The following is a 26054-nucleotide window of genomic DNA, read 5'->3' on the forward strand; positions in this document are numbered from 1 at the left end:
CCGCCGCGCGGGGCCGACACGAACGAGAAGGGGGGAACGTCCTTGCCGAAGACCGGCTCATCGCGATCGAGGACCCTCGGCCCCGGCCTGGGGGACGACGTGGCCGCCGGGTCGTCCTCCGTGTGGCCATCGACTCTGGTCGCGGCCGTCCTGATATCGCTCGGTCCTGTCGCGGCCTGCTCGATCACGGGGGACTGGTCCCGGTATGTTCTGCTCGTCGTCGTCGCCGCGTGCCTTCAGTACGCCGTGCTCGCCTGGCCGGTCGTCACCCGCCGCATCGGCCCCGGCGTCGGGTGGCTGGGTGTCGCCCTCGTCTATGGGGTGGCGCAGTCCGTGACCCTGTGGTCGACGTTGCTCGACCAGGGTTCGTTCGACGTGCTCGATCTCGTGGCGCTGGCCGGGAAGGTCGTGGGCGTCCTGCTGTTCGCCGGTGTCGCGTCGCGGATGCGGGTGGGCATTCGAGGTCTTCGTCCGTTCCTTCTCGTGTTCCTGGCCACGTCGATCGTCGCCTGCCTCTACAACCTCGTCGCCTTCGGGGACCAGTTCGGACGGTTGCTGTCCGTCAGCTCGAGCTATCAGCTCGACTTCCGCGGGTTCTTCGCCAATCGAAACCAGTTCGGACACTTCCTCTTCCTGTCGCTCGTCGCGCACGAGCTGCTTCTGTGTCGTCGACGGGTGCGCATCCGTAACGTCGTGCTGGGGCTGCTGCACGTCGTCTCCTTGCTGCTGACCATGTCGCGAGGCTCGCTGCTGGGTGCGTTCGTGTTCTTGAGCGCGATGGCGGTTCGAGGGTCGCGGTTGAGCAGGTCGCTGCTGCTGCTGTGCGGTGCCGCCGCGCTGGTGGGCTGGGCGGCGCTCCCGCAGTCGCTGTTCGCGGAGCTCGCCGAGGTCGTGTTCCGCCCGGACTCGGGGCTCGCGGGTCGTGACGATGCCTGGTCTCATGGGATCCAGGTCTGGCTGGGGACGAACGTCTTCTTCGGGGTGGGGTCGTTTCGTGGTGTCGCCCTGGCCCAGGCCGGCGGCATGTCCGTGAGCGAGTTCCACAGCTTCTTCCTCGAAACCCTCGTGAGCGGCGGCCTCGCCGAGCTCGCGCTGGTCCTGCTCGTCCTCGGAGTCGCATGGCGATCCCTGAAGGGCTCGACTGCGGACAGGTCGTTCGTCGGGATCTACGGCAGCGCCTTCCTCGCCTTGGTCCTCCTCGCGTCGGTGGAGAGCGTCAGCTTCTTCACGGTCGGGTTCGTCGGAACCGTCTTCACGGTCTTCTTCGTGTCCATTCCGCTTCTCGTGGGCGCGGACGAGGGCGGGGCCACGCCTCGCCCCGGCTGAGGAGCGCAGCACCTTCGCGATCGCAGGCTGGACGCCGGTCGGCTACGCCCTGACCAGCTCGAAGCTCGCCGCAACGACGTCCACGGTGTCCTCCTTGAGCAGGATGACCCAATGGTTCAGGTTCGTCGTTCGGGCCGAGGCGAAGCTCGCACCTGCCATCCGACGGCGTCGCAGAACCTCAGTGTCCGAACCGCAGATACCGAGCGAGCCGGTCGAACTCGTCGGCAATGTCATCGAACGACCCTGAGAGGCCGACCTGGAAGGTGTCGAGAACCGTCCCAGATTGGCGTACCTCGATCGAGTGCGGCGGTCGTGGCTCGTCACCGGCGTCGCAGTAGATCAGGACGCCTCGCGGGAGTCCGAGGGATGTGCAGTAGGCCAGCAGTTGGTAGTAGTCGGCGTTGCGTCCCCGGCCGGCGCTGATGAGTTTGTACTTGCTGTCCGCGACGAGCACATTGGTGCCGGATTGGTCGGCGAAGAGGAGGTCCGGCTCGGTCGGCACGCGATGGGCGACGTCCAGCGGTACTTTGTGTTTGTCGATGCCCCAGGTGCCGCGCAGTTGGTGCTTCAGGCTGGCAAAGACGAAGTCTTCGAACACGTCGTTCATGTTGATCATGAAGGATGAGACCGCTGTACGCCCAGCACCTTGCGAAGGTCCGCCGGCTCGCAGGATGATGCGCGCGAGCTGGACGGTGCTTCGGTAGTGCTCGTTGAGGCGCGTCAGGACGTCAGTGTGGCCCGACAGGTCATCGGGCCGTAGTGGTCCGACTCCCGCCAGGAGCTTCAAGAGGCGCCGCAGCGTGAAGGCGGACTGCGGCGGGACGGCCGGGTTACGGAGAAGGGCAAGCGCTGCGGCCGCAGCAATGCGGTTGGGACGGGTGTCGATCGACCAATCGTCGTAGCGGCAGGCGATCGGGGTCGGGAGGCTGACAGCTTTCGCTTGAGCCGGCCAGTCGATACGGCCGCGGAGCGCAATGACGCGATCAGTCTCTTCGACGTACGCGCGGTCGACCCCGAGCACCAGGCTGCGTTCGAGCATCCGTGCGTACCACGTGGCGACCGCTGCCGTGAGGCTCCCGGTGGCTTGGCCGATCTCGCTCTGGCTGAATGCGATCCGCTCGGTGCTCCAGGCCATCAGGTACAGGACGTTCGCCACCGGCACTTTGGGCACGATGTGGAGGACGATCCCCGGGACGGAGATCGAGCCGACATAGGAGGACGCGCGGATCAGGTAGCCGTGCGGGCCGGGCGACAGCGCGAGGCGGGTGCCTGCGGCTGCCTGCAACCGGCGGGCCGCGCTGTCGGTGAGTTCCACCTCGATCTGCTGGTACTCCGCGAGTTGGCACACCAGCGTCTCATCCGGCATCCCCGGTCACTGCTCCGGTTCGGTTGCTGACGCAGCCCCGGCGGCTGCCTCTGCCTCCGCCGTGGCGTCGTCGTCGTTGGGCAGGCGCAGCTTCGCGGCATAGCGGCGCCGGACGGCCGTCCATTGCCAGGCGGCGAGTTCCTCCGTCCTTCCCCATAGGAGCTCTTCGAGTGTGGGGTAGATGTTGAACTCCCAGATGCGTTGCAGGGCCCCTTCGGACAGGTCATCCTTCATGAAGTGGCTTGGGCCGATGACGAGATGGTCGCCGATCTGTCCCTGGAGTTCCGAGTTCACCGCGTCGAGCAGGTCGGCGACCGCCGTGTCGCGGCCGTGATCGCTGAGCCAGCGCCGCAGCAGGCCTTTCATCTCGCCGAGGTGCGGGAAGAACGGAATGAAGTGGAAGCGTCGCCGTAGCGCAGCGTCGACGAGTGCCACCGACCGATCGGCAGTGTTCATGGTGGCGATGAAGAACAGGTTCTCGGGCAACTCGAACTTCTCGCCCGGCCGATAGAGCGTTGCGACGGGCTCTTGTCGGTACTCGAGGAGGAAGAGCAGTTCGCCGAACACCTTCGGAAGATTGGCACGGTTCAGTTCGTCGATGACCATGACGTACCGATGGTTGGGGTTGTCTGTGGCGTCCTTCGCCATCTGTGAGAGCGGCCCTCGGCGCAGTTCGTAGCTCACGGCGCCGTCCTCGTCGAGCCTCGGACGCAGCCCCTCGAAGAAGTCCTCGTAGGTGGTAGCCGGGTGGAACTGTACGACAGTCACCCGATCCGGGTCTTCCTCCACCATGGCCCGTGCCAGCCGCTTGGCGATGTAGGTCTTGCCGGTGCCGGGCGGGCCGTAGAAGACCACCTGACCCTTGTCTTCGAGCAGCGTGACGATCTTGTCCAGGAAGGCGCGATCGACATGAAGATCCTTCGCGGCTGAGGCGATGAAGTCCTTCGTCTGCACCGCGGTGTCGTCGGGTGGCTCAACAGGATCCTCGGGCTCCTCACCCGTTTCGTGTGCGTCATCCATCTGGGCGCCGCCCTGGAAGGCCGTGAAGTCGTTCCACTCGTCTTCCGTCCACGAATCCGGGCGTTCACTGAGATACCCCAAAGTCCACAACGCCCCTTGTACGTCGAGTCGATCGCGCATGGGTCGTTCCCAGCCGGAGGTGTCGCGGAGCAGTTCGTCGAAGAAGACATACGCGCGACACACAAACTGTCCCGGCGACGTGTTGGCCGGTTCGTTGCCCCAGCCAGCGAGTCTCCAGAACTTCCGGGTCATCTCGACCGTGAGCGGGGGGTGAGTCTCGGGTTCCGTCGCCATCAGGAGCCCTGACGCGAGGTTCACAGCAGCACCGGTCGTCGTGAGGCCAGCCGGACGGATGCCGTCGGCGAACGCATCGATTCGCGACTTCTCGGAGCTTCCAGGGTCGGATTCCCACAGGGCACGCAGCGCCGCTTCAGCATCGTCTGGATTGTCCTTCGCCCAGCGGACGAAGTCGCCCTTGCGTCGCCATCCGAGCAGGTTGTTCTCGCGATGGGCAAGCCCTCGCCGCAGGGTGTCGTACCAGTCGGACTCCCGTGCAAGCAGGGCTGCGCGTCCTTTGGCGAACTCTTCCGCGACGGACAGCTTGTAGTTGCGCTCGAGTCCGCCCAGGTCGAGCGTGGCCCAGATTCGCCCCAGCCAGCGAAGAAGTGCATCCCACGCCTTCGGGTTCTTCAGCCACAGGTGGAGCAGCGGGTCAACGTCCTCGGAGTAGAAGCTGAAGTCGTCGCCGTAGATCGGTTCGAGGCCCTCGCGGATACGAAGAAGCGCCCGGTCGGGGTCTGCCTCACCGCCTGTGAGATCGGCGAACCGCTCGATGAGCAGCCTCCTGTGGCGGTCAGACGAGATGTGCTCAAAGGTGTCCGGGAAGACAAGGTGGAGCAGGCCGAGCTTCGCAGCGTCGCCGGACGGAGCTGGCACGGCAAGAACGAAGTCCCGGAACGCGAATGGGTCCTGGAGCAGCGCCGTGTACTCCTGGGGCGGCAGCCGCTGGAGAGCGGTGCTGGCACGGATCACGGACGTGATCTGCGTGCCGCGCCGGGTCATCGGCCACGTACCTGGGTGCGCGAACCCGGGTCTTAGCGAGGCTACGATCTCTGGCGGCACCTGGGGCCGATCCGGATGCCAGGAGAGGATCGCGTTGAGATCCGAGAGCTTCCTCGGAGCCGAGATCGCGCCCTCCCAGATCCACCAGAAGAAGGGAAAGTGCAGCTCGACCATCAGTTGCACGGCATCTGGCGAAGCGCCGCTCAACTGCTCCTGAAGCTTGGCCAGGAACGATTTGTCAGACGAGTCATCCGGGTGGCCGACGAAGCGATCCTCAAGCTCAAGGAGGTTCTCGAGGGTCCAGATCTTTGTTCCTGGCGTCAGTATCGAGTCACGTTCAGGCAGCACCCGGGAGGCCCAGTCCCACGCGAACCGGTAGATGCGTTCCTCTCCCTCAACGTCCCCGCGCTTGCTCCTCATCGGTGTCCGCCCTCCCGAGAACGGGGCTTTCGGCTGACACAGCCCGATCGCGTGACTGGTCGGCAACGTCGCCCACTTCGAATACGAAGAAACTTAGCGACTCAACGCGGGCACCGAGGCGCAGACCTGCACGCGGCATGGCCGTCCGGTGCGGCCTGCTGTCAGCGGAATCCCGAATGTGAACCCTGCGCTACCGGTGCTCGCTGAGTTCCAGGCGGTGGCGGCCGGTCGTCGGACCCTGGTGGAGGGACCCGAATCCGATGTGCTCTGTCGCGCTGGCAGCGTCTTTCGCCGCGTGCGGCGCGTTGGTGCGAGCGGAGGGATCGAAGGCATCCAGGTCACTGGCGTCACGGTCCGGTCGGCCGAGACTGGGCCGTGGGCGGCTCATGCCATTTCGCGAGGAGGAGCGCTGCCTCCTGGTAGGCGGTGGTGCTGCCGGCGATCGCGATGACGAGGTCGTACGCGTCGTCGTCGGGGGCGTCAAGGGAGGTGTCGTTGAGGCCGTAGAAGACGACCGTGGCGAGCCAGCCGAGGCGTTTGTTGCCATCGATCAGAGCATGGTTGCGGACCAGTGATTCCAGCAGCACCGCGGCCTTGTCGTCCAAAGTGGGGTAGGCGTCCTGCCCGAACACGGTGACCTGCGGGCGGTGCAGTGCCGAGTCGAGCAGGCCGATGTCACGGATCGGCCCAACGCCCAGGTCTTCGATCAGGGCCAGGACGTCCTCGAGCGTGAGGTGCTCGGTCACTGGCCGAGGCGGTCCAGAAGGTCCGCGTATCGCTGCCGGGCATCGGCCGACAGGGTGCGGATCTTGTCCTGCCGCAGCCGGCGGGATGCCGCCTCGTGGATCGCCCGCACCGTGGCCTCCTGCTTGCTGATGCCGTCAGCCTCGGCGAGCAGGGTGAGGGCTCGCTCGTCTTCGGGAGTGAGTCGAAGAGTCATCGCCATGCCGTCATGATACCAACCTGGTATCACATGACCGCGCGCGGCTCCGCCGCGTTGAGAACCGCTACGTCCTCAGCGGTTGCGCCCAACCTGCGGGCGTCCGAGCCAGTCTGGACCACTCAGCGTCGCGACGTGTCTCCGGCTGGGTGTTCCGGGGCCAGGATGCCGTCGAGGAGGTTGTTGAGGAGTGCGTCGATGAAGGTGGTGGTGATGGGTTCGTCGGGAATGAGGAGGCGGTGGTAGACGGCGCCCCAGAGCTGGTCGATGACGACTTGGGGGTCGACGTCGGGGCGGAGTTGCCCGGCTGCTTGGGCGCGCTCCATGCGTGCGGCGGCGAGGTGGCGTCGTTCCGACGAGTAGAGCGAGCGGTAGGCGATCGCAAGTTCGGCATCGGTCTGGGCTGCGCCGATGAGTTCGGCGAGCAGTCGACCCGCGGGAGTTGCGCCGACAAGCCGTCCGAAGGCGTGGAGTTGGGCTGTGAGGTCGGCCCGGACGTCCCCGGTCTCGGGAAAGGCGAGGGTCGGCTCGACGGCGTGGAAGTAGCCGTCGAGCGCGAGCGCGCCGCGTGAGGGCCACCACTTGTAGATGGTCGTCTTGCTCACGCCGGAGATGCGGGACACCCGCTCGATCGTGAAGTCGGCGAGGCCTTCGCTGAGGAGGAGTTCGCCGACCGTCCGGAGCACGTCCGCGCGTACATCGCCTGCGGGGCGGCGGCCCCGGCCGCGACGAGCGGGCGTGCCTGCGACCGCGGTGGGCGCTGCCTTGATGGACGGGACGGCGGGCACGGAGACTCCTGTCGGTTTGCTGGGTCAGTCTAGGTGGTCCGCCCCGCGCCTCGGCTGCTGCCAAGAGCACGGGTTGCGACGGGGATGAAGGTCGCGGCGATCACGACGACCAGCGCCCAGCCGAGCGAGGTGTTTGCCATCAAACAGGCGACCAGGAGCGGGCAACTCGGGGTGCTCGGTCATGGGTGTCGGTCTCCCTCGGTGATGACTACTTCGCGATGTGCAGGAGATCGCCAAGGTCGACGCGAGTGAGGAACTCGCGGCGGACTCGATCGGCGACTTCCGAGACTTCTTCGGAGCCGTCTCGGAGGGGTCGACATGAACCCGGTAAGGTCGCTCACCCGGCGTAGACGGTGTTGCCGACCCGGGCCAGAGCGCGGGCAGTGAGGGCTCCAAAGCCGCTGGAGGCTCCGGTGATAACAACGATGTTGCTCATGATGTGCCCCCGATATCGGTAGGCGGGGCCGGTCAGGCCATGCCGCCGTTGGCGAAGATGATCTGGCCGTTGACCCAGCGGGCAGGGCCCGCGAGGAAGGCGACGACCTCGGCGATGTCCTCAGGCTGTCCGAGGCGTTCCAGCGGCGCGGCCTTGGACAGGTTCGCGATGGTGGCATCGTCCTTCGCGTCGAGGAACAGCGGCGTCGCGGTGGGGCCGGGGGCGACGGCGTTGACGGTGATGTCCCTGCCACGCAGCTCGCGAGCCAGGATCAGGGTCAGGGCCTCGACGGCGGCCTTGGACGCGGCGTAGGCGCCGTATGCAGGGAAGGACGTCCTGGTGATGCTGGTGGAGAAGTTGATGATCGCGCCGCCGGCACGCAACTGGTTGACTGCAAGCTGCGAGACGACGAAGGTGCCGCGGATGTTGGTCCGGTGCATCCGGTCGAGGTCGGCAAGGTCCATGGTCGCGATGGGCGACAGGAGCATGATGCCCGCCGTGTTCACGACGACATCGATGCCCCCGAATGCGGAGGTTGTCGCGTCGAACGCGGCCTTCATCGCGTCGTCGTCGGCCACGTCACCGCCCACGGCGATGGCCCGGCCGCCGTTGCCGACGACCTCGGCGACGATCGCCTCGGCCTTGGCTGCGTTTCCGGCGTAGTGGACTGCGACGGCGAAGCCGTCCTGTGCGAGACGATCGACGACGGCGCGGCCGATGCCGCCGGAGCCGCCGGTCACCAAGGCCACGCGGTTGGTGGTGGGTGTGGTGTTCACGATGAGACCTCCCGGGCCCGCTCACTTATATGGACGATGTGTACATATCATCACAAAATGCACGGTTCGTCCATATAGGTGGCTGGGGCACTCACAGGATCAGATGAGTCCGGCTCCTCCCCGGTCCTCGCGGTCGATGTCAGGCGACGGCGTGCAACTCGAAGCGCAGGCCGAGCGCTTCGGTGACCTTGAGGATGGTCGACCAGGTGGGGTTGCCGTCTGCGGACAGTGCCTTGTAGAGCCCGTCGCGGCTCATGCCGACGCGGCGGGCGAGTTCGCTCATGTTGCGGGAGTGCGCGATCACGCCGAGCGCGCGCGGCACGGCGGAGGGGTCTTCGGTGGACTCTTCGAGCGCGATCGCCAGGTAGGCGGCAACGTCGTCGAGGCCGTCGAGGTAGTCGGCCGCGTCGAACGGCTTGAACGTATTGGTTGCCTGTTCTTCTGCTCCTCTCGCCACTCGTCCGCAAGCTCATGGGCCTTCTCGATGTCCGCCTGCTGGATGGACTTGTCGCCGCCGGCCAGCAGCACGATCAGGATGTCTCCGTCCTGCAGGAAGGAGACCCGGCAGCCCGGGCCGAGGTGCATTCGCAGTTCGGAGACGCCTTCACCGACCGGCCCCACATCACCCGGATTTCCGTGCGTGAGCCGGGAACATGCTCCGAGATCGCCGTTTTCGATACGCCCGCAGACACACGGCTCGATGACCTGGTCATGGAGCGAGGGAGGTGACCGGGGCGACGTGCACACCGTCACGTCGTTGGCCGGCGGCACCGGTCGCCGTGACCACGACGAGTGCCGCGGGTTCGCCCTGGACCGCCACGTCAACGCGTTCGGTGAACTTCAGCAGATTCGCCGCCCCGGCATCCACGTCAGCCTGGCTCATCTTGATCTCGAACGCGGCCCACTTGCCTCCCGGAAGGCTGACGATCACGTCGACCTCGTTGCCCTCGGCGTCACGCCAGGTGTCTAGCCGTCCCCCGAGCGCCTGGGCGTAGATCCGCAGGTCGCGGACGACCAGCGCCTCGAAGTGGAAGCCGGCTGCCCTGAGATCGGCCAGGAGGTCACGGCTACCCACGCCGAGAGCAGTGGTCGCGATGGAGGGATCGACGAAGTACCGGGTCGGGGTGGTCCGCAGCCGGGTGCGCGATCGCATGTGGGGCCGCCAGGCCGCGGAGTCGTCCAGCAGTCGGAGGCGGTCGAGCGCGTCCAAGTGGCTGTAGATCGTGGGCGCCGTCACCGGGCCGCGCTCACCTCCCGCGTCTGCGGCCAACGTGCGGGTTGCCGGGCTCTGTGCGACGAATCGCCCCAGTGACGCCAGAACCCGTTCGAGGGTTCTTGGGTCGCGGCGTCCGACGAAGGAGGCGATGTCGACCTCGATGATCTGGCGCAGGTATCCCTGCAGCCACTCCCGGGCGTCCGCTTCCTCGGCGTCGAGCAGATCCGGCCAGCCGCCGATGACGATTCGCTCCATCAGGTCAGGCACCGTTAGCCCACTGTCGGCTCCGAGCTGCCGCCGACCTTCCAGAAGGCCGGCCAGCGAGACCTGACCGGTCGAGTGCCCTGACTCGAACAGGCTCATCGGGCGCATCCGGAGCACTCCGATCCGGCCGGCTCCGGAGTGGCGGTTCACGTCGTCGCGCGGCGTCGCCGATCCGGTGAGCAGGTATAGGCCCCGACCGCGGTTGGAGTTGTCGACCGCGCGCCGCACCCGGTTCCACAGGGCGGGGGTTGCCTGCCACTCGTCGAACAGGATCGGTGTCGGCCGATCGAACAGCCAGTCGGGGTTCAGATCGACCGATGCTTGCGCGGTGGGGTCGCCGGCCATGTCGAAGGTCGTTGCCGCGGCTCGTGAAGCGGTCGCAGTCTTCCCGCACGCCTTCGGACCCTCGATCAACACAGCGCCGACCGCGCGCATCTTCGCGGCCAACTCGCCGTCCGCGACCCGGGGTCGATACTCAACCATGCGCCGACTTTACACTTTGCCGGATCTGAACTTTACAGATTGCCGGAATCGGATTGAACGGATTGCTCAGAGGGGACAGCGTATTTCGTGCAACGAAATCCGAGCCGATGATGCAGGAGGTGCTTGGGCCATCTGCTTTGGCTTGGGGCGGTGTGGAGGGTCAGTCGTCGAGTCGGTCGAGCAGATGGGAAGTGATGAGCGCTGCAGCGGCCTCAATGCTGTAGCGGTCGGGCCATCTCGGGACGAGCGGATCGAGGTCGGCGCGGAAGACCGGATCGGCGAGTTTCCGGGCGAGGTTCTCGGCTGCCCTGGCTGCCGTCAGCCCCTCAGGCCGATAGGGGCCGAATGCCGACAGGATCTCGTCGGGGGCCAGTTGCAGGTGATCGAGGGCGAGCCAGAGGTCGAACAGGTCACGCCCCTTGGATCGCTGGTAGAGGGCGCGGATCTTGGTGGCCACCAGTTCGGCAGGCTGGAAGGTGAGCACGTCCGCCCGTCCGCCCCACCAGGCTGACTCAACCTGGATGGGGTCGCGTCGTCAGCGGAAGCGCCGGAGATCGCTCATGGGTGTTGACCTCGATCTTCAGCCGCAACGGCACGCCCGTGGCGGCGGCCGCGCGCCAGTACACCTTCGGGTGCTGGCTCACCCTGGGTGTTGACGGGTAGCCGAGTTCGGCACCGAGCCTGGTCAGCGCCTGGGGCAGCGGGCCGATTCCGGACGCCGAGCTGCGCACATAGCCGAGGTCTTCGCTGTAGTCGTCGGCGGCGATCGCGCAGATCGCGCGGGACAGCAGCAGGTCTTGTTCGACCTCCTCGGCGGTCGGCCACGGGTGGTCGGCACTCCAGGCAGGGATCTTCAGATTCGGCGGCCCCAGCAAGATTCGAACTTGCGACACAAGGTTTAGGAAACCTCTGCTCTATCCCCTGAGCTATGGGGCCGAGGATGCCTTGAAAGCATACCGGGTTGCCGCCGCGGGGCGGAGGAAGGGGCGCGGCACCTGTGCGAGTCGGACGGACGCCGAAAGCGCGTGGGGCTGCACCTCGACGGGGCCGCCCAAGGTCGAATGTCCCGTTTTGTCCCCTCGTGGGGGGATCGAACGCTGTGTGTAGCCTGTGAACCAGGCAACTCTGGGGGCCGTTTCCGGGCTGGAGTTGGCATTGAGCCGGTTCTGCCCTAAGCTGCTGAGTGCGAGAGCGACGCCGGGTTGATGATGTCTCCTGGGGGTGGGTAGACGGCTTCAAGCCCTTCGACCGGCGTCGCTCTCCTTTTGCGTCCCGAGACGGGTTCTGGAGGGGCGCCCTCGGACCTCCCTCCCCGTTGGCCTCATCGTGCGGTCGGACGCTGCCGCTAGAGTTCGGGTCATGACCGCTGAAGGACTGGCCGCCGCCGTCGCCAAGATGCGGCGCCACGACTGCTCGCAGTCGGAGATCGACGGATTCACCCACTCCTATCAACTCTTCGACTCCGGGGTCACCGGCATGATCCCGGAATCGTCCATCGCTCCGCTGCCCGATCCGCCGCGCTCGGCGGATGTCGCGGAGGACGCAGGCGCTGAGGCGTTGCGCCGCACGGCCGTCCTGAAACTGAACGGCGGGCTCGGGACATCCATGGGCCTGGCGGCCGCGAAGACCCTGCTGCCGGTGCGCGAGGGGCTCACCTTTCTCGACCTCATCGTCGAGCAGGTGCGCGCGGCGCGGAAGGCCTACGACGTGCCGCTGCCATTGCTGTTCATGAACAGCTTCCGCACGCGCGACGACACTCTCGCGCGGCTCGCGTCCCATCGCGACCTGCCGGTTCCGGGCATCCCGCTGGACTTCCTGCAGAGCCAGTATCCGAAGGTCCGCGAAGACGATTCGACGCCGGTCTCCTGGCCCGCCGACCCCGAGAAGGAATGGTGTCCGCCCGGCCACGGCGAGGTGTTCGCCCAGTTGGCGGCCTCGGGGATTCTGGCGGCGCTGCTGGATGGCGGCTATCGGTACCTCAGCCTGTCCAACGGGGACAACCTCGGCGCGGCGCCGAGCGCGCCGCTCGCCGGCTGGTTCGCCTCGTCGGGTGCGCCGTTCGCGGTCGAGGTGTGCGAGCGGACCGCCAACGACCGGAAGGGCGGTCACCTCGCCGTCCGGAGGTCGGACGGGCGCGTCATCCTCCGTGAACTCAGTCAGACCCCGGCCGAAGACGCCGAGGCGTTCATGGACGCATCGCGCCACCGCTTCTTCAACACCAACAACCTGTGGGTCGATCTCGTCGCGCTCCGCGCGCTGATGCAGGTTCGCGGCACGCATCTGGGGCTGCCCCTCATCAAGAACCGCAAGACCGTGGACCCGGCCGACCCGGCCTCGATCCCCGTGATCCAACTGGAGACGGCGATGGGCGCCGCCGTCGAGGTGTTCGAAGGGGCGACCGCGATCCAGGTCGACCGGTCGCGCTTCCTTCCCGTCAAGACGACCAACGAGCTGCTGCTCATCCGTTCCGACCTGTTCGGGCTCGCCGCCGACGGCCGGCTCGTCGCCACGCGCGACTCCCTGCCCCGCGTCGACCTCGATCCGAAGCACTACCAGGTGCTCTCCGAGTTCGAGCAGCGCATCCCGCTGCCGCCGTCCCTCAGCGGAGCCGACCGCCTGCGCATCCGCGGCGACGTGACGTTCGGTGCCGGCGTCGTGGTCTCCGGGGACGTCGACATCGAGGTGTCCGTGCCCACCGACGTGCCCGCGGGGGCCGTTCTCGACGGTGCCGCACTGGCCACCGGCGAGCCGCTGCCCACCGTCGCCCGGTGAGCATCGACGGGTTGCGCCGCGCGGTCGCGTACGCGGTGACCCGGTCGGATATCGCGTTGCCGCCGGCGGACCGATGGCGGGTCGCCGACCTCGTCGGCGACCTCGCGGCGGCGGGCTGGGGGCGTGACCGGATCGCAGCGCTGGCGGCAGGTCCCGAGCCATGGCCCTGTGCGGTGCCCGCACCGATCCGCGAGGGGACCGGCGCGGCGCAGGTGGCAGCGGCGGTGCGGGAGGTGCGAACGGCGCTGGGGCTCACCGGGCTGGCATCGCCGACCGTGTCGAATCGCCGCCGTCTCACCGCCGACGAGCGTCGCCTCATGGACGACGTCCCGCCGCACTACCGCTAGGTCCGAGACACGGCGGGCTCGTCTGTCGGCCCGGCGTCGGACCCGACGGGGAGCCGTTGCCCGGGATCGTGGTGCGGCTGCGGCTCCCCGCCTGGGTCGGCGTCCTACTTCTGCTTGAGGATGTCGCGGATCTCCCCGAGCAGGTCCTCGGTGGTCGCCGGGGTGTCCTCCTCCTCCTTCACGAACCGGTCGCGGATCCTGTTGTACGGGACCACGATCGCGAAGTACACGACCGCCGCGATGATCACGAAGTTCACCAGCGCGGTGATGAACGGACCGACGGCGACACCGGCGATCGCGACCTGGTCGAAGTTCGGCTGCCCGCCGACGACCTTGCCGATCGCGTCCAGCAGGACCTTGGTGAAGGTCGTGACGACGCTGGCGAACGCGGTGCCCATGATGAAGGCGACAGCCAACTCGATGAGGTTGCCGCGTAACAGGAAATCCCTGAAACCCTTCATTGCTCCTCCTGAGAGTGGGATCGGATCGAAGCCATGGTATGACAGCCGATTCCGGGCAAAACCATGTCCCGCGTGGCGACCGGCTCACGCCCTGGGGCGCCGCGATCCGACTCCGGTCAGGTGATGATGACGGTGAGGCGGGACGCCACCGCGGCGGTGGCCAGAGCGCTCGCCGCGTCGGGCGAGACCTCGATGAGGACCAGCATGCCCTCGCCGGCGCTCGTCTGGAAGGTGCCCGAGGCGGCGACGGTCGGAATCGCAACGATCCGCACATCGCGCGCGAGCACCTGCGCGCTCCCGGTCGCGGAGCTGAAGCCGATCAGGTCGACCCTCGTCCCGACCGTCAAGAGCCCCTGCAGGCCCTCCTCCTGCAGGCGCAGCGGCATGATCGCCTTACCCGGGGACGCCTGGAGATCGCCGGACGTGAACACCGCGGCCGTCGAGAGGATCGTGTTCCGTGGCAGCGGGCCCAGAGCCATCCGCCCGACCACGTCCGCAGGGTCGGAGACGAGGAGATCGGGCAGCGAGCGTTCGGGGAGACGGACACGCGTCACATCCGTGGCAGCGAGAACCTCCCCGGCCGGGACCGCCCGCGTCGTCACGACGGCCCAGGCGGAGGCCGGCTCGGCCGGGGCCAGAGCGGATGCAAGCAGGACGGTGCCGAGGACGGCGGCGACCACCGCCAGAGCGCGACGGTGCCAGGAGATGGCGCGGCGGATGGCGCCGAGGAAGCTCTTCACGGTCGTGCCATGGGACCGGGGACGGCGATCTGCCCGTTATCCACAGGGCGAATCGAGAACCTGCCTCGTCACCGTCGGCGCAGACCCGTCAGCGCCGGGCGGGCGTGCGATGCGTCCATCTGCCGCCGTCGGTACGAGACGATCCTCTGTGCGCTCGCCGTTCGCTTCGGATCAGGCCGCCGAGACGTCCTTCTTCGCCGATGAGCCGGTGGAGGAGGACGAACCCGACGACGCGGGGGAGGACGAACCCGACGACTCCGCGGAGGACGATGCGCCGGAACCGGACGACGATGCGGACGATGCCTTCGTGTCGGACTTCCCACCGGCCGCGTTGCGGGCACCCTTCGTGCGGTTGTCGGTCGCGTAGAAGCCCGAGCCCTTGAAGACGATGCCGACGGCACCGAACCGCTTGCGCAGCCCACCGCCACAGGTGGGGCATTCGGTCAGAGGGTCGTCCGTGAACTTCTGGACGGCCTCCAGGTCATTGCCGCAATCGGCGCAGCGGTACTGGTAAGTGGGCATATGGTTCGACCTCGGAGTGCGATGGACGCGTGTGTGTTATCACTCTCATCATACGAGTGCTAACGGACGAGGCCAAGTCTCACTTGTCCCGCCAGACGCGAAGCCGCGTCTGCGTGGCGATCAGGTCCATGCGGACGTCCCACGGATCGGTCGGCAGGGAGGGAAAGACCTCGTCGTCGTCCACGAGGCAGGCCGTCTTCGCGCGGGCCGAGGCATGCAGCAGCGCCCTGTCGTACCACCCGCCTCCGGTGCCGAGGCGGATCCCGGTCGGGGTCGCGGCCAGAGCCGGGCACAGCACCAGCGACGCCTCGGCCAGCGCCTCGGCGCCCAGCGACACCGCGGGCTGCAGGATCCCGCGCGGGCCCGGGACCAGGCTCTCCGGTCCCTGATAGCGGCCCCAGCCGATCTCCAGCGGACCGCTCCCGTCACCCATCCAGGGGATCAGGACGCGCCGGCCGCGGCGATACAAGACGTCGAGGAGCGGCAGCGTCCCCGGCTCGGGATCCTGTGACACATAGCAGGCGATCGTCGCATGCTGGGCGGACAGCTCGACGAGGAGCTCGGTCCGGGACGCGTCGGCGGCCTCCCGCTCGGAACGGGAGCGCAATGCGCGGAGCCGCAGGATCTCGCGACGGAGATCCGCCTTGCCAGGACCCGCGTTGTGCGAGGGTCGCACCGGGGCGGAGGTCGTCACGCGCTCTATCGTAAGCCCATGCCCTTGTTCGGTCGTTCCCGGAAAGCCGCTGACAACGAGGACGCCGTGACGTCCGCCGCCGTCGCCGAGGAGGAGGCGCCCGCGAACGGCGCCGACCCGGCCATGAGCGTGGGCGGATACCGCGAGTACCTGCTGACCAGAACCTCGCCCATGCAACCGTTCGGCGTCGACATCATGGCGGCGCTCGGGCTCTCGCTCTGCGAGACCATCCTGTCCGACTTCGACGTCCCGCATTTCGACGCTGCGGCTGCTCCGGGGTACGGCGTCCGTGCCGAGGACGTCCGCGGCGCGTCCCCCGCGAGCCCGGTGACGCTGGCCGTCGTCGGCGAACTGGCGTCCGGTGCGATCGCCGAGGACGCGCTCGCACCGCGCACCGCCATGCTGCTCGCCGCCGGGGCACCGATCCCGCGCGGCGTCGACACCGTCGTGCCCGTGGCCGACACCGATGCGGGGACGGTCGACGTGACGATCCGACGCGCCACCGACGTCGGGGAGGGAGTCCGCTCCAAGGGTGTCGACATCGCCGAGGGCGACGTGATCGCTCGCGAGGGCGAACGGGTCACCCCGCCGATGGTGGGTGTCCTCGCCGGGATCGGCATCGACCGCATCCTCGTGCGCCCGCGGCCCCGCGTCGTCGTCATGTCCTTCGCGAAGGACATGGTCGAACCCGGCCTGCCGCTCACCCATCGCGGGGAGTCGTACGACGCCGCGTCGTGGTACGTCGCGGCCGCGGCGCGCGAGGCGGGCGCGCTGTCGGTCCATGTCTCCACCGACCTCTCCGACCGGGCGTCGCTGCGCCAGGCTCTCGCCGACCAGCTCATCCGCGCCGATCTCCTCATCACCGTCGGCGGCACGGAGCGCGGCGGGATCCTGCGCGACACGCTCGACGCGCGCGACGACCCGCTGTTCGCCGCGGTCGACATGCATCCCGGCTCCGAGCACGGTTTCGCGATCCTCGACGGGACGGTCCCGGCCCTCCTTCTTCCCGCCGGGCTCGTGGCCGCCGCCGCCGGGTTCACCGCGTTCGCGGAACCGCTGCTGCGGCGGCTGCAGGGACTGCCGGACGACACCGGGCAGACCACCGCCGTCGCGCAACGGCTCCTCGCTCCCAGGGCGGCGGGGGAGACGACCTACGTGCCGGTTCGGGTGGACAACGGCCAGGCCGTCCGGGCCGGCGACCCGCACACCGAACTGCAGGCGCTGAAGGAGGCCGACGGGCTCGCGGTCGTCTCCGAGCAGGTCGCCGCCGGCTCCGAGGTCACGGTGCTGCCGTGGCGCGCCGGGGAGCGATGACGGCGCGATGAAATTCGAGGCACGGGACATTCCGACGCTGGTCGAGGGGGATGTCGAGCTGCGGCCGGTGCGCTATCGCGACCACGCTGCCTGGGCCGAGGTGCGGCACCGCAACCGCGACTGGTGCGGCCCCTGGGATCCGACGCCGCCGCCCGGCTCCAGCGACCAGCCTCGCGACTTCCTGACGATGGTGCGCGGGTTCCGCCAGCTTGCGCGGCTGGGGGAGACCGTCCCGTGGTTCGTGTGGTACCGAGACGGCGCCGCCGATCCCGTGCTGGCCGGCCAGTTGACGGTGTCCGGCATCGCCTACGGCTCGGCCCGGTGGGCCAACCTGGGCTACTGGGTGGACGAGAGGTGGGCGGGTCGCGGCATCATCCCCCAGGCGGTCGCGATGGCCACCGACTACTGCTTCGACTGGTTGCGGCTGCATCGGCTGGAGATCGCCATCCGCCCCGAGAACGCCAAGAGCCTGCGCGTCGTCGAGAAACTCGGCTACCGCTACGAAGGACGCCGGGAGAAGTACCTTCACATCGATGGCGACTGGCGCGATCACGACGTGTTCGTCCTCAACGCCGGGGATTTCCCCGACGGGCTCGTCGCCGAGTACCGGCAGCGGCGTTGCGCGGCCCGCACGCTGCCACCGGAGTGAGGTCGTCGGCGGGCGCGTCCCGGCTCGCATCGTGGATGGACACGGTGGCGCAGACCGGGCGGCTCCACTACCCTTGCCGCATGTCCAGCTGTCTGATGTGCCGCTAGCGCACGTCCGGCTGTCTTCAACAGATCGCATCGTCTCAGACGCGAACCTGTAGCACCCGGCCCGAAGGCCCGCACGTGCGCCACCACCGAACCCCCCGCGGGGCGATCGTGGGCTGCACGTACCCCTCGTTCTCGCGGGAAGCCATCCGCCAACCCGAGGAACGAGCAAGCAATGACCAACGAGAATTGGAACTTCGAGACCCGCCAGATCCACGCCGGCCAGGTGCCGGACCCCTCGACAGGCGCACGCGCGCTGCCGATCTTCCAGACGACGTCCTACGTGTTCGACTCCGCCGAGCAGGCCGCTGCGCGGTTCGCGCTGAAGGAACTCGGCCCGATCTACACACGGATCGGGAACCCGACTCAGGAGGCGGTGGAGAACCGTCTCGCCTCGCTCGAAGGAGGCGTCGGCGCACTCCTGGTCGCGTCGGGACAGGCGGCGGGGTCCCTGGCGATCCTCAGCATCGCCGAGGCCGGGGACCACATCGTCTCCAGTGCGTCGCTGTACGGCGGCACCTACAACCTGTTCCACTACACGCTGCCGAAGCTGGGCATTCAGACGACCTTCGTGAACGACCCGCACGACCCGCAGCAGTGGCGCGACGCCATCCGGCCCAACACCAAGCTGCTCTTCGGCGAGACGGTGCCGAACCCGAAGACCGACGTGCTCGACCTCGAGACGGTCGCGGGAATCGCGCACGAGTACGGCGTGCCGTTCGTCGTCGACAACACGGTGCCGACGCCGTACGTGCTGCGGCCCTTCGAGTGGGGTGTGGACATCGTCGTGCACTCCGCGACGAAGTACCTCGGCGGGCACGGCGCGGCGATCGGCGGCGTGATCGTCGACTCGGGCCGGTTCGACTTCGAGGCGTATCCGGAGCGGTTCCCGAACTTCAACACGCCGGACCCCAGCTATCACGGCCTCGTGTTCGGCCGGGATCTGGGCAAGAACGGCATCTTCGGCGTCAACCTGTCCTTCATCCTCAAGACCCGCGTCCAGTTGCTGCGTGATCTCGGCCCGGCGATCAGCCCGTTCAACACGTTCCTTCTCGCCCAGGGGCTGGAGACGCTGTCCCTGCGGATCGAGCGTCACCTGGACAACGCCCTGCGGGTCGCCCAGTACCTGGAGGGCCGCGACGACGTCGTCCGGGTGCACTATGCCTCGCTGCCGTCGAGCCCCTATCACGCCAATGCGCTGAAGTACACGCCGCGGGGCTCCGGTGCCGTGGTGTCCTTCGAGCTTCCCGGCGGGGCGGAGGCGGGGAAGGCCTTCGTGTCGGCGCTCGAACTGCATTCCAACCTCGCCAACATCGGCGATGTGCGTTCGTTGGTGATCCACCCGGCGTCCACGACGCACAGCCAGTTGACCCCCGAGGAGCAGGCGCTGTCGGGCGTGACGCCGGGGCTGGTCCGCCTCGCCGTCGGCCTGGAGCACATCGACGACATCCTCGCCGATCTGCAACTGGGGTTCGATGCCGCGGCCCGGGTCGGAGCCCCGGCCGAGTCGGTCTCCGTGGCGTGAGGACGGACGCGACGATGAGCCCGGCCGCACCGTCCCCGTTCCCCGGCCACGCCCCATGGCCCGGGGGCGGCGTGGCCTCGTCCGCTGACGCGCCCGATGCGCGTCTGCCGTTGTCGCAGCGCCCTCCCGTGCCGGCGTCCGCGGCGTGGAGAGAGCACGATCCGGTGGGTCGGCGGCGCTTCGTGGAGGTCGGTCCGCTCCGGCTGGAGGCCGGTGGGTGGCTGCCGTCGGTCCGGCTGGCGTACGAGACGTGGGGCGTTCTCGACGACGCCGGCTCGAACGCCGTCCTCGTGCTGCACGCCCTGACCGGTGACTCCCACGTGACGGGTCCCGCTGAGCCCGGGCATCGAACGGCCGGCTGGTGGCCTTCGCTGGTCGGACGCGGCGCCCCGATCGACACCGACCGCTACTTCGTGGTGGCCCCCAACGTCCTGGGTGGTTGCCAAGGATCGACCGGTCCGTCGTCGCTCGCCCCGGACGGCCGCCCCTGGGGAGGGCGGTTCCCGGCGATCACCACCCGCGATCAGGTGGCGGCCGAACTCGCCCTGGCCGACGCGCTGGGGATCCGCCGCTGGGCGCTGGTGGCAGGGGGTTCGATGGGCGGGCACCGGGTGCTGGAGTGGGCCGTGACCGTGCCGGAGCGGGTCGGGTCGATCGCGGCGATCGCGACCGCCGCCCAGACCTCCGGCGACCAGATCGCGTCGTTCCACGCCCAGCTTGCCGCGATTCAGGCCGACCCGGGCTTCCTGGGCGGAGACTATTACGACCAGCCCGACGGTGCCGGGCCGCACGTCGGCCTGGGCATCGCCCGGCAGATCGCTCACCAGACCTATCGCTCCGCGAGGGAGCTCGACACGCGGTTCGGTCGTGCCCCGCAGGCAGGCGAGGAGCCGCTGCGCGGCGGGCGGTTCGCCGTCCAGTCCTATCTCGATCACCATGGCGACAAGCTCGCGCGGCGGTTCGATGCGAACTCCTATGTCGCCCTGACCCGCACCATGATCACCCACGACCTCGGCCGGGGCCGTGGCGGGGTGGATGCGGCGCTGGCCGGCGTCAGCGCACCGGCCCTGGTCGTGGCCGTCGACTCCGACCGGCTGTTCCTGCCCGAGCAGGCCGAACTCGTCGCGCGTCGCATCCCCGCGGCGGATCCGGTGCGGTATGTGTCCTCGCCCTACGGGCACGACGCGTTCCTGATCGAGGACGAGCAGGTCGGCCGACTGGTGTCGGATTTCCTGGCAGGCCAGGACGGGGCACCCGGTCGTCCGGCCGGGTAGACGGTGGTTTGTGCCGCCTGACGGCCCGGGATGCGTCGCGGCCGGGCGTTGCTGGGGACAACCTGTCCATTCACCTTCCGTTTCCCGACACTCCGACGGTGGTCGGGAGCGGGCGGGTGCGGTTCGGCCACACTGGCGTGCGTGGAGGGACTGATCTTCGGCGCGATCTGCGTGGCATGGCTGATCTACCTCGTCCCCTGGTTTCTCTCCAGCCGGGGCCAGACCCCTGTGGACATCGAGCCCGTACCGGCCGATCTGTCGCGGTCGTCCATGACGATCGTGCGGGTGGGGGAGTCACTGGCCGATGCGACGCCCGGCGAGGCCACGGTGTCCACGCCGCTGACGAGGCGCGCTGCCAAGCGCGAGGCGCGCCGCATCAAGCAGACCGCTGCGATGCAGCGCCGCCGCCTGCTGCTCGGCCTGGTCGTGATGCTCGTCGTCGTAGGCGTCCTCGCGGGTTTCGGCGTCCTGCAGTGGACGTGGCTGGTCGCGCCGGGCGTCATGCTCGTGATGTTCTTCGTCGGATCCCCGATCAGCGTGAAGGTCGTGCGCCGTCGCGCCGACCGGCTGCTCGCGAGCGTCGACGAGGACAACGACGAGGAGACCGTCGCCGTCAAGGTGGTCGAGGTGTCTCCCGAGGACGATGTCGCGAGCGTCAGCCTCGCGCCGCCGGTCGCCAAGACCGGTTCGCTGTGGGAGCCGATCCCGGTCACCGCGCCGACCTACATGTCGCAGCCCCTGGCTGCCCGCACCGTGCGGACGCTCGATCTGAGCTCGCCGCTCGCCCCGCCCCGCTACGACGTGCCTGTGCCGCAGGACGCCGAGACGGACGGTGAGGAAGGCCTCCGGTCCACCGGCGCCTGATCCGAGTTCCACCCGCCGACACCGAGGTGGTAGTGTGGCGACGCCGCAAGGCACTGGGGCTATGGCGCAGTTGGTAGCGCGTCTCGTTCGCAATGAGAAGGTCACGGGTTCGAATCCCGTTAGCTCCACCCATGGAAAGCCTCCAACTCCTTGAGAGTTGGGGGCTTTCGGCTTGCTCGGTGGCTGTTTTGGCGGGTTTTCGGGCTGTATTGCGTCGTTTCGGGCGTTTTTCGGGTGTTTCTGCCGCGGGTGACATCCTTGCGCATTGGGAACTAACGGGACAGTGGAACCCTTGATTCTGTAGGGCTTCTGATGGCGGTTCGGTGCTGTCGGAGTTCTGGCTGCCGAGCGGGTGGGCAGGCTGGGTGGGGCTCCGCGTCTGCGGGGCCTTTCTCGTGCCGGCCGGTGTGCCGGAGAAAGCCCTTCACCTCTCTATGTCGCTGCTTGCCGTTGTCCCGTCCGTTCCTTCCTCCTTGTCTGTGGTCTCGTTCGATCACGCTGACGGGGCGTCTGCTTCTCCGGAGTTGGTGTTGCGGGCGGTGTCGTATCTGCGGGTGTCGACCCGGGAGCAGGCGGAGCGTGGAGGGGAGCGGGAGGGATTCTCGATCCCGGCGCAACGGCAAGCGAACAGGAAGACCGCCCACGGACTCGGCGCGTGGGTCGTGAAGGAGTTCGTCGACGCGGGCGAATCAGCGCGGTCTGCTGCGCGTCCGGCGTTGACGGAGATGCTCGAGTGGATCTGCACGAACCGGGTCGACATCGTGGTCGTGCACAAGCTCGACCGGCTCGCACGGAACCGTGCGGATGACGTGCAGATTACGCAGGCGATCGCCGATGCGGGTGCCCGGTTGGTGTCGAGTACGGAGGCGATTGATGAGTCGCCGTCGGGCAGGTTGGTGCATGGGATCATGGCGTCGATCGCGGAGTTCTACTCCCGTAACCTCGCCACCGAGGTCAGCAAGGGACTGCGGCAGAAGGCAATGAACGGCGGCACCCCGAACAAGGCCCCTGCCGGGTATCGGAACGTGCGGACCTTCGATGCGCAGGGCCGTGAAGCGCGGATCATCGAAGTGGATGAGGAGCGGGCACAGATCATCCGGTGGGCGTTCACGACCTACGCGACGGGGGAGTGGAGCCTTGACCGTCTGGCCCGGGGCATGAGCCAGCTCGGCTTCACCCTCGCACCCAGGGCGGGGAAGCCGCCCCGGGCGTTGACGGTGAGTGTGTTGCAGCGGATGCTCCGAAACCCGTACTACTGCGGGATCGTCACCTACGTCGGTGTCGAGTACTCCGGCACGCACGAACCCCTCGTCGATCCTGCGCTGTGGCAGCGGGTGCAGGATGCGCTCACCGCGCGGCGGAACACCAGCACCCGCGACGTGCACACGCACTACCTCAAGGGGCTGCTCCGGTGCGGGGAGTGCGGGTCGTCGATGATGTACAACCGCACCCGCAACAATCACGGGACGCTGTACTTCTACTTCGTGTGCCTCGGCCGACACAGCGGCCGCACCTCCTGCACGTTGAAAGCGCAGCAAGTGCATCTGATCGAGAAGGCCGTACAGCAACTGATCCAACAGATCAGCCTCACCTCGAAGGAACGGCAGAGCGTAGAGGAGCAGCTCCTTGCCGAAGCCGATGCGGGCCTGCGCGAGGCGGATACCGGGTGTAGGGAGCTCCAGGCTCGCGAGCAGGAGCTGCGAGGGGAGCAGGAGCGTGTGCTCCGTGCCTACTACGCCGACGCGATCAGCACCGACATGCTGAAGCGTGAGCAGGACCGCATCCGCCGGGAACTCCTCGACATCGCACAGCAACTCACCGTCATCGCACAGCAGACCCGGCACGTGACCTCACAGATCACAGAAGCGTTGGATCAGCTCGAGAACGTCGACCAACGCTTTGACATCGGCACCGAGCACGAGAAGCGCGCGCTCTGCCGCACCCTCTTCGACAAGATCGAGGTCCACGCCGACGCCGCGGCCACTGGAATTCAGCGTTCTCCATTCACGGGAGCCCCGGTGACTATGTCTGAGGTCGGGCATGGTCTAGTCGCGGATCGATAGAAGCTCATCGGGATCCGGAGCTCCGGGAACCACAGATCTGTCTGCGCCGCCTTCCTCGGTACGAACACGATCGCGCTCCGCGAGCGCCGTCGCGAACATGTTCACGTCCTCACACAATCACCGAGACCTGCCCCTGCGAAGCGACGACCCTTGTCCGGCGCATGTAATAGGACGCACTGCCCGGAAGGAGAGGATCTCGTGCGCGCTTGGACCGGCGACGAAGGCGCTGGCGAGAGCGCGGCAGCTATCCTCAGTCTTGAGGCTGTAGGACCGGTGGACACAAGGCTCCTCAATCGTAGCGAGCCAGAGGGGGCGCCGAACAGCCGCAACATCTGATCGAAAGGTGGACACGTGGGCGTTCCCGTCTTCTTGAGTTACCCCAAGCCGCACACCAACGCGCAAGAGGTTTTCGTGCAACGCGTGAGCAAGGGTCTGCGTGATCGAGGACTGGATCCCAAGACGCTGGGTGTGACCGAGTACGACATGGACGCGCCATTGACGGCAATCCGACGATTGATGCTCGAGTCCAATGGGTTGATCACAATCGCATTCAGACGGACTTACATCGACCAAGGCAATTCGCGGCAAGGAGCTGACATACCTGGGGTCGCGTCAACGCCAATATCCAGGGCTTGGCTCACGAGTCCTTACAGTCAAATTGAACCGGCGATGGCCTTCCAACTCGGGCTGCCGATCCTCATACTTCGGGAGTCGGGGGTGATCGCCGAAGGTCTGCTCGAGAAGGGCGTGGTGGGACTCTATATGCCTGAGTTCACAGTCGACGCGGGCGGTACTGACTATCTCAATACGGATGAGTGGCGCTCAATCGTGGCCAAGTGGGAGCAGCAAGTGCGCAACGTGCGTGAGGCGAAGGGCAAGCCGCCAACGCTATTTGCGTAGCCATGCGATACCTCCCGCGCGCTGGCCAGGGTTGCGCCAGGTCAGGGGCATCAGAACGCTTATCCGTCTCCCCCATGGGGACGGCGCTACTGCTTGAGTTCATCGCTAGCAAGCGATGGTTCAGCTGCCACACTCCTCTTCGGGCGGTATATGGCTCGTGGACGTAGCTGCGGACGATAGCTCGACTCTCGACTTACCGGGCACCTGGCGTTGCCGTGTTGCCTGGGCGGGGCGTCGATGTCCCCAATGCCCGGCGTGCGGCGCAGCTCGCGCAATTGTCCGGGGTGAGTTTGCCACTGGAGCCTGGGGACGTAGGCAGTGCTCCGGTTCAGAAACGTGCTGGCGAGGCGGCGCGCCCTGCGATGTCGAACACATCCGGCAGTATTGATGAGTCGGCGATACGCCGGGACGACTACCCAAGGGGGCATCAATGGCGAAGCGCGCGTTCATCAGCTTCGATTACGACAACGACGCACGGTTGAAGGACTTGCTGCTGGGACAGGCCAAGAACCCGGACACGCCGTTCGAGATCGCCGACTGGTCAATCAAGATCGCGTCTCCGACTTGGAAGGCTGAGGCCCGGCGCCGCGTGAAGGCGGCAGGTCTGGTAATTGTCTTGTGCGGCCAGTACACCCGTGCCGCAGTGGGCGTCGCGGAGGAACTGCTCATTGCGAAAGAGGAGGGCATCCCCTACTTTCTGCTCGCAGGATACAAAGTGGGCAGCACCAAGCCGACGAGCGCGAGCGTGAGCGACAAGCTGTACACATGGACGTGGGACAACCTGAAGGCACTCGTGGGTGGTGCGCGTTGAGCTGGCGCCTCAGGCGTCCCGCGAGTCCGTCGCCTGATCCCCGGGTGATGGAGATCTACAAGTTGACGGTCGAGATGGCCGACCGAACGTCGGCACGGCGCGCAGCCGCCAACGCGTTCTTCCTTATGGTGAACACGACGCTCGTCGCAGTGGTGGGTTTGCGCCGCGAAACCGACGGCTCCGCCCTGCTGCCGATTTCCGTCTGCGTTGCTGGGATCGTGGTCGCCGCATGCTGGTGGTTCCTTCTCCGGAACTACCGCAGGTTGAACGAGGCGAAGTTTGCGGTCATCAACCAGATCGAGGCTAACCACCTACCTGTACGACCATTCCTGGACGAATGGGCTGTGCTCAGCGGGGGTGACGCGGTGAAGGGGCGTCTGAAGAGGGTGAAGGCTGGACTGAGGCAGCTCGGCAATGTTGAGCGGGTCGTGCCAATCGTGTTCGGGTTGTTGTACGTCGCACTACTCGCAGGGAGGCTGCTGCCATGGTGAGTTACCTAGCTATGGACGCTGCGCGCATACGTGCGGCTCTTCCGGAAGGCAGTTCAGTGCCGGATGATGCCAACGACCTGTTCCTGCTCTATGCAGTGCTCATGCGCGCTAAAGGCACCAAGGTCCAGGCAGAGGACGTCCACGATGCCTGGGCAGCTTGGATGCTCGGAGTGGACCCAACCCACGAATCGATCGTGCCCTTTGCGGATCTGGATCCCGCTACGCGCGCCGAAGACGGCCCGTTCCTGCTCGCGATCAGACGAGCAGCTACCACGGACTAGTTATGCCAGCTCGCCCGCAAATGCCCTGCGAATCGATAGTCGGCAAGCGATGCCCTCGCTGGGCCCGCCTTCCGCTATACGAACCGAGGGCTGTCGACCAAGTGGGGGTGGCGATCGGTCTGCACGCTCGTGTGGCGACGGATGA

26 protein-coding genes, 2 tRNA genes and 2 pseudogenes are annotated in these 26054 nt (G+C 67.4%); 14 read left to right on the top strand and 16 right to left on the bottom strand.

What is annotated here, in order from left to right:
• Positions 1-42: 42 nt before the first annotated feature.
• Entirely contained in the window at positions 43-1326 is a 1284-nt protein-coding gene (locus tag G555_RS0111740) for an O-antigen ligase family protein (protein ID WP_156887533.1), read from the top strand.
• Positions 1327-1504: 178 nt separating this feature from the next.
• Here the strand turns inward: G555_RS0111740 and G555_RS0111750 are convergent, their stop codons facing one another.
• From G555_RS0111750 to G555_RS0111805, 12 genes and pseudogenes are all read right to left on the bottom strand, one after another.
• Entirely contained in the window at positions 1505-2692 is a 1188-nt protein-coding gene (locus tag G555_RS0111750; protein WP_028709012.1) for an McrC family protein, read from the bottom strand.
• Positions 2693-2698: 6 nt separating this feature from the next.
• Positions 2699-5194 carry an McrB family protein gene (locus tag G555_RS21320; RefSeq protein ID WP_028709013.1) on the bottom strand — a complete coding sequence of 832 codons (2496 nt, stop codon included), beginning with the start codon at positions 5192-5194 and terminating at the stop codon, positions 2699-2701.
• A gap of 347 nt (positions 5195-5541) precedes the next feature.
• Entirely contained in the window at positions 5542-5940 is a 399-nt protein-coding gene (locus G555_RS0111760) for a type II toxin-antitoxin system death-on-curing family toxin (protein WP_028709014.1), read from the bottom strand.
• Positions 5937-6140, bottom strand: a complete 204-nt coding sequence (locus tag G555_RS0111765; protein WP_028709015.1) for a hypothetical protein — start codon at positions 6138-6140, stop codon at positions 5937-5939. Before G555_RS0111765 ends, G555_RS0111760 begins: the two co-directional genes overlap by 4 nt.
• A gap of 116 nt (positions 6141-6256) precedes the next feature.
• Complete coding sequence (locus G555_RS19665) at positions 6257-6922, bottom strand: TetR-like C-terminal domain-containing protein (protein WP_245581265.1); 666 nt, start codon at positions 6920-6922, stop codon at positions 6257-6259.
• Positions 6923-7390: 468 nt separating this feature from the next.
• The gene (locus G555_RS0111780) at positions 7391-8134 is read right to left on the bottom strand and encodes an SDR family oxidoreductase (protein WP_211223243.1); all 744 of its coding nucleotides are present in this window, start codon (positions 8132-8134) and stop codon (positions 7391-7393) included.
• Between the two features lie 139 nt (positions 8135-8273).
• Positions 8274-8591 (bottom strand): addiction module antidote protein, encoded by a 318-nt coding sequence (locus G555_RS0111785; protein ID WP_028709017.1) that lies wholly within the window; start codon positions 8589-8591, stop codon positions 8274-8276.
• 56 nt (positions 8592-8647) lie between these two features.
• A pseudogene (locus tag G555_RS23295) lies at positions 8648-8905 on the bottom strand (type II toxin-antitoxin system RelE/ParE family toxin); the annotation flags it as partial.
• Positions 8844-10097: an ATP-binding protein gene (locus tag G555_RS0111795; RefSeq protein WP_028709019.1), complete on the bottom strand. Its 1254-nt coding sequence runs from the start codon at positions 10095-10097 to the stop codon at positions 8844-8846. The gene G555_RS0111795 and the pseudogene G555_RS23295, both read right to left, overlap by 62 nt.
• Positions 10098-10257: 160 nt before the next feature.
• Positions 10258-10620 carry a nucleotidyl transferase AbiEii/AbiGii toxin family protein gene (locus G555_RS22855; protein WP_342662682.1) on the bottom strand — a complete coding sequence of 121 codons (363 nt, stop codon included), beginning with the start codon at positions 10618-10620 and terminating at the stop codon, positions 10258-10260.
• Positions 10610-10972: a hypothetical protein gene (locus tag G555_RS22860; RefSeq protein ID WP_211223244.1), complete on the bottom strand. Its 363-nt coding sequence runs from the start codon at positions 10970-10972 to the stop codon at positions 10610-10612. The genes G555_RS22855 and G555_RS22860 overlap by 11 nt, the downstream gene beginning before the upstream one ends.
• Positions 10961-11033, bottom strand: a tRNA-Arg gene (locus tag G555_RS0111805). The genes G555_RS22860 and G555_RS0111805 overlap by 12 nt, the downstream gene beginning before the upstream one ends.
• 423 nt (positions 11034-11456) lie before the next feature.
• Between G555_RS0111805 and G555_RS19680 the strand changes: the two genes are divergently transcribed.
• Positions 11457-12869: a UTP--glucose-1-phosphate uridylyltransferase gene (locus G555_RS19680; RefSeq protein WP_051208947.1), complete on the top strand. Its 1413-nt coding sequence runs from the start codon at positions 11457-11459 to the stop codon at positions 12867-12869.
• Entirely contained in the window at positions 12866-13216 is a 351-nt protein-coding gene (locus G555_RS0111815) for a hypothetical protein (protein ID WP_028709020.1), read from the top strand. Before G555_RS19680 ends, G555_RS0111815 begins: the two co-directional genes overlap by 4 nt.
• A gap of 104 nt (positions 13217-13320) precedes the next feature.
• Here the strand turns inward: G555_RS0111815 and mscL are convergent, their stop codons facing one another.
• The 4 genes from mscL to G555_RS0111835 all read right to left on the bottom strand — a co-directional run bounded on the left by mscL (position 13321) and on the right by G555_RS0111835 (position 15633).
• Positions 13321-13677, bottom strand: a complete 357-nt coding sequence (gene mscL, locus G555_RS0111820; protein WP_028709021.1) for a large conductance mechanosensitive channel protein MscL — start codon at positions 13675-13677, stop codon at positions 13321-13323.
• Positions 13678-13793: 116 nt separating this feature from the next.
• Positions 13794-14417: an SAF domain-containing protein gene (locus G555_RS0111825; RefSeq protein WP_028709022.1), complete on the bottom strand. Its 624-nt coding sequence runs from the start codon at positions 14415-14417 to the stop codon at positions 13794-13796.
• A 171-nt stretch (positions 14418-14588) separates the two neighbouring features.
• The gene (locus G555_RS21925; protein WP_028709023.1) at positions 14589-14939 is read right to left on the bottom strand and encodes an FmdB family zinc ribbon protein; all 351 of its coding nucleotides are present in this window, start codon (positions 14937-14939) and stop codon (positions 14589-14591) included.
• Positions 14940-15018: 79 nt separating this feature from the next.
• Positions 15019-15633 carry a 5-formyltetrahydrofolate cyclo-ligase gene (locus G555_RS0111835; RefSeq protein ID WP_028709024.1) on the bottom strand — a complete coding sequence of 205 codons (615 nt, stop codon included), beginning with the start codon at positions 15631-15633 and terminating at the stop codon, positions 15019-15021.
• Between the two features lie 18 nt (positions 15634-15651).
• Between G555_RS0111835 and G555_RS19685 the strand changes: the two genes are divergently transcribed.
• From G555_RS19685 to G555_RS0111890, 11 genes and pseudogenes are all read left to right on the top strand, one after another.
• On the top strand, positions 15652-16947 hold the full coding sequence (locus G555_RS19685) for a molybdopterin-binding protein (RefSeq protein WP_051208951.1): 1296 nt from the start codon (positions 15652-15654) through the stop codon (positions 16945-16947).
• A 7-nt stretch (positions 16948-16954) separates the two neighbouring features.
• A complete protein-coding gene (locus G555_RS0111845) occupies positions 16955-17596 on the top strand; it encodes a GNAT family N-acetyltransferase (RefSeq protein WP_036922501.1) in 642 nt (213 codons plus the stop codon).
• Between the two features lie 276 nt (positions 17597-17872).
• Positions 17873-19225 (top strand): annotated as a pseudogene (locus G555_RS0111850) (bifunctional o-acetylhomoserine/o-acetylserine sulfhydrylase); the annotation flags it as partial.
• Positions 19226-19239: 14 nt separating this feature from the next.
• Positions 19240-20499, top strand: a complete 1260-nt coding sequence (gene metX, locus G555_RS19690; protein WP_051208955.1) for a homoserine O-acetyltransferase MetX — start codon at positions 19240-19242, stop codon at positions 20497-20499.
• 141 nt (positions 20500-20640) lie between these two features.
• A complete protein-coding gene (locus G555_RS19695) occupies positions 20641-21363 on the top strand; it encodes a hypothetical protein (RefSeq protein ID WP_051208957.1) in 723 nt (240 codons plus the stop codon).
• 55 nt (positions 21364-21418) lie between these two features.
• Positions 21419-21491 (top strand) — tRNA-Ala (locus G555_RS0111865).
• A gap of 195 nt (positions 21492-21686) precedes the next feature.
• The gene (locus G555_RS19700) at positions 21687-23426 is read left to right on the top strand and encodes a recombinase family protein (protein WP_051208959.1); all 1740 of its coding nucleotides are present in this window, start codon (positions 21687-21689) and stop codon (positions 23424-23426) included.
• A 351-nt stretch (positions 23427-23777) separates the two neighbouring features.
• A complete protein-coding gene (locus G555_RS0111875) occupies positions 23778-24326 on the top strand; it encodes a hypothetical protein (protein ID WP_028709027.1) in 549 nt (182 codons plus the stop codon).
• A 430-nt stretch (positions 24327-24756) separates the two neighbouring features.
• Positions 24757-25137, top strand: coding sequence for a TIR domain-containing protein (locus tag G555_RS0111880; protein WP_028709028.1), 381 nt, complete (start codon positions 24757-24759; stop codon positions 25135-25137).
• Between the two features lie 47 nt (positions 25138-25184).
• The gene (locus G555_RS0111885; RefSeq protein WP_051209183.1) at positions 25185-25628 is read left to right on the top strand and encodes a RipA family octameric membrane protein; all 444 of its coding nucleotides are present in this window, start codon (positions 25185-25187) and stop codon (positions 25626-25628) included.
• Positions 25622-25909, top strand: a complete 288-nt coding sequence (locus G555_RS0111890; RefSeq protein WP_028709030.1) for a DUF7701 domain-containing protein — start codon at positions 25622-25624, stop codon at positions 25907-25909. The genes G555_RS0111885 and G555_RS0111890 overlap by 7 nt, the downstream gene beginning before the upstream one ends.
• Positions 25910-26054: the final 145 nt, after the last annotated feature.

It is taken from the genome of Propionicicella superfundia DSM 22317, assembly GCF_000423465.1.
Taxonomy (GTDB): domain Bacteria; phylum Actinomycetota; class Actinomycetes; order Propionibacteriales; family Propionibacteriaceae; genus Propionicicella; species Propionicicella superfundia.

What these genes read in the sequence shown, in the direction of transcription:
- G555_RS0111750 (WP_028709012.1), bottom strand. Translation starts at nt 2,692, where the DNA reads ATGCCGGATGAGACGCTGGTGTGCCAACTCGCGGAGTACCAGCAGATC.
- G555_RS21320 (WP_028709013.1), bottom strand. Translation starts at nt 5,194, where the DNA reads ATGAGGAGCAAGCGCGGGGACGTTGAGGGAGAGGAACGCATCTACCGG.
- G555_RS0111765 (WP_028709015.1), bottom strand. Translation starts at nt 6,140, where the DNA reads ATGGCGATGACTCTTCGACTCACTCCCGAAGACGAGCGAGCCCTCACC.
- G555_RS0111795 (WP_028709019.1), bottom strand. Translation starts at nt 10,097, where the DNA reads ATGGTTGAGTATCGACCCCGGGTCGCGGACGGCGAGTTGGCCGCGAAG.
- G555_RS19680 (WP_051208947.1), top strand. Translation starts at nt 11,457, where the DNA reads ATGACCGCTGAAGGACTGGCCGCCGCCGTCGCCAAGATGCGGCGCCAC.
- mscL (WP_028709021.1), bottom strand. Translation starts at nt 13,677, where the DNA reads ATGAAGGGTTTCAGGGATTTCCTGTTACGCGGCAACCTCATCGAGTTG.
- G555_RS21925 (WP_028709023.1), bottom strand. Translation starts at nt 14,939, where the DNA reads ATGCCCACTTACCAGTACCGCTGCGCCGATTGCGGCAATGACCTGGAG.
- G555_RS19685 (WP_051208951.1), top strand. Translation starts at nt 15,652, where the DNA reads ATGCCCTTGTTCGGTCGTTCCCGGAAAGCCGCTGACAACGAGGACGCC.
- G555_RS0111845 (WP_036922501.1), top strand. Translation starts at nt 16,955, where the DNA reads ATGAAATTCGAGGCACGGGACATTCCGACGCTGGTCGAGGGGGATGTC.
- metX (WP_051208955.1), top strand. Translation starts at nt 19,240, where the DNA reads ATGAGCCCGGCCGCACCGTCCCCGTTCCCCGGCCACGCCCCATGGCCC.
- G555_RS0111880 (WP_028709028.1), top strand. Translation starts at nt 24,757, where the DNA reads ATGGCGAAGCGCGCGTTCATCAGCTTCGATTACGACAACGACGCACGG.
- G555_RS0111885 (WP_051209183.1), top strand. Translation starts at nt 25,185, where the DNA reads ATGGAGATCTACAAGTTGACGGTCGAGATGGCCGACCGAACGTCGGCA.
- G555_RS0111890 (WP_028709030.1), top strand. Translation starts at nt 25,622, where the DNA reads ATGGTGAGTTACCTAGCTATGGACGCTGCGCGCATACGTGCGGCTCTT.